Genomic DNA, 2,129 nt, shown 5'->3' on the forward strand with positions numbered 1-2,129 from the left:
CCCCAGGCCCCGACCCCTACCGCGCCGGCCCGCAGCACGGTGATCCGTACCGCGGCGGCCAGTACCCTGCCCCGGCGTACGGCGGCTACGGTGCCCCCGCTCCGGTTCCCGGCTCCCCGGGCCGCATTCCTGTTCCCCCGGCCAGGACACTGAGCGCGGGAACCGTGGTGGCCGCGGCGCTGTCCGTGGCCCTGCTGTGGGGGCTCGTGCTGCTGGTGGCCCATGCCGGGCTGAACACGGTGACCGGTCAGGCCCTGGACGAGACCGCCCTGCAGCAGGCCAAGGCGGACCGCAACACCTTCTTCCCGTCCTTCGTGCTCGTGGCCGCCCAGTTCCTGCCCGAGGTGGTGGCGGTGCTCGCCGGGGCACTGGCCCTGGTGTGGGCCGTGCGCTACCGCCGGTGGGTGGCCGCCCCGTGCGCAGCGGTGGCCGTGGTCGCCGCCAACGTGAGCACCCAGGTCCTCAAGCACGGGGTCTTCGACAAACCGGATCTGGGGGTGCAGCAGATCGCCTCCAACTCGTTCCCGTCCGGGCACACCACCGCGGCCGCCTCCCTGCTCATGGCCGCGCTGCTCGTGGCCCCGCCGCACCGTCGGGCCCGCGCCGGACGGTGGGGGGCGTTCCTCGCGGCCGTGGTGGGCATGACCACCGTGCTCAACGGCTGGCACCGCCCCACGGACGCCATGGCCGCCCTGCTCATCGTGGGCGGCTGGGGTGTCCTGGCGGCGCTGGCCACACAGCTGATCGACGCCGCCGCGGCACGCACCCGTCTCCGCACCGGGGGCACCCCGGCCGGGAGCTACCGCCGGTTCATGGACGAGCGCTCCCACCGCCGCCAGGAGCGCGCATGGAGCGAGGACCGCGGGGACAGCGCCTACGTGCCGCCCGCGCACGAGCGGCAGGCGCGGGAACTGGAGCGGGCGGCGTCGGCGGCGAGGGACGCGGAGCGCCGGAACCGGCCGCGGGCGCAGCGCGGGGCCTGGGATCCCCAGCCGTACGGGTACCGGGGCGCCCTCGTGACCGTTCTCACGAGGCCGCGGCTGGGCACCGCCATCACGCTGACCGTGGTCACCGGCGCACTGCTGGCCGTGGCCATCTGGTGGCCCTATCCCGCGGTGGCGGGCACGTTCGGCGGTCGCGTCACGCTGACGGCGGGGTATCTGGGGATTGCGGCCGCAGCTGCTCTGGGATGGTCGCTGGTGGCACGTCGGCTGCGTTCTGCGACTCGATGAGCGCCCAGCGGTCCAGGAACACCCGGGCCACGCCGGCCTGGTAGGGCAGGCGGTACATCGCCGCGGTGGAGGGGCCCTCCTCCGTGACCTGCACCTCGCGGGCGCGGCGCAGGGCCAGCTCCATGGTGTCCGCCTGCTGCGAGACGAAGTTGACGGTCACGGGCGTGCCGTGGCCGGGCACGAACGCGGTGTAGCGCTCCAGGGTGGCCAGCGCGCGCAGGGACTCCACCCAGCGCTGCGGGAAGGCGTCCTCGAAGTTGGGGTCCGCGCCCTCCTCCACGAGGTCCCCGCAGAACACGACGTCGTCCACGCCCACGCAGACGTCGTTGTCCGTGTGGCCGGGGCCCAGGAAGAACAGGGTCACGGGCCGCTCGCCCAGGTCGATGCGTGTGAGGGACGGGCGCAGGCCCGTGCCGGGCAGGGTGTTGGTGGGCAGCACCAGGCGGGTGTCGATCCCCTCGCCCGCGCCCATCTCCGGCTCCTGCGTGCTCACGAAGCTGCGCTGGTACTCCCCCACCTCGGCCATCGCGCTGGCACAGGCCTTGTGTGCCCAGAACTCGGTGGCGCCGGCGCGCGCGAACACCGCGTTGCCCATGAAGTGGTCGTAGTGCGCGTGGGTGTTCACCACGGTGAGCGGCAGGTCCGTGATCTCACGGACGGCGGCCAGGATCTCCCGGCCCTGACGCGGCCCAGCACCCGTGTCCACCACCAGGGCGCGCTGAGTGCCCAGCACCAGACCGGAGTTCAGTCTCCAGTTGTCGGTGCCGATCACGTAGACGCCGGGGCGCAGCTCCTGGGTGCGTGCCATGCGCTTCACTCTATCCGCAACGCACTACCGGCCCCGCATCGGGAAGGGCCTCGCGGAACCCGCGGGACGGGGGCGCAGCGGGCGTGGTG

Annotated in this window: 2 protein-coding genes; one reads left to right on the top strand and one right to left on the bottom strand. The window is 73.8% G+C overall.

The genetic code is table 11. From position 1 onward, the window contains the following. Positions 1-1,232: phosphatase PAP2 family protein (locus D9R02_RS11710; protein ID WP_259463968.1), on the top strand; the 1,232-nt coding region annotated here is incomplete at its 5' end. On the opposite strand, the gene D9R02_RS11715 is transcribed toward D9R02_RS11710, so the two are convergent. After that, complete coding sequence (locus D9R02_RS11715) at positions 1,141-2,040, bottom strand: MBL fold metallo-hydrolase (protein ID WP_019311137.1); 900 nt, start codon at positions 2,038-2,040, stop codon at positions 1,141-1,143. The two genes, D9R02_RS11710 and D9R02_RS11715, sit on opposite strands and share 92 nt — an antisense overlap. Between the last annotated feature and the right edge of the window lie 89 nt (positions 2,041-2,129).

Source organism: Kocuria rhizophila, from assembly GCF_003667225.1.
In the GTDB taxonomy this organism is placed as follows: Bacteria; Actinomycetota; Actinomycetes; order Actinomycetales; family Micrococcaceae; genus Kocuria; species Kocuria rhizophila.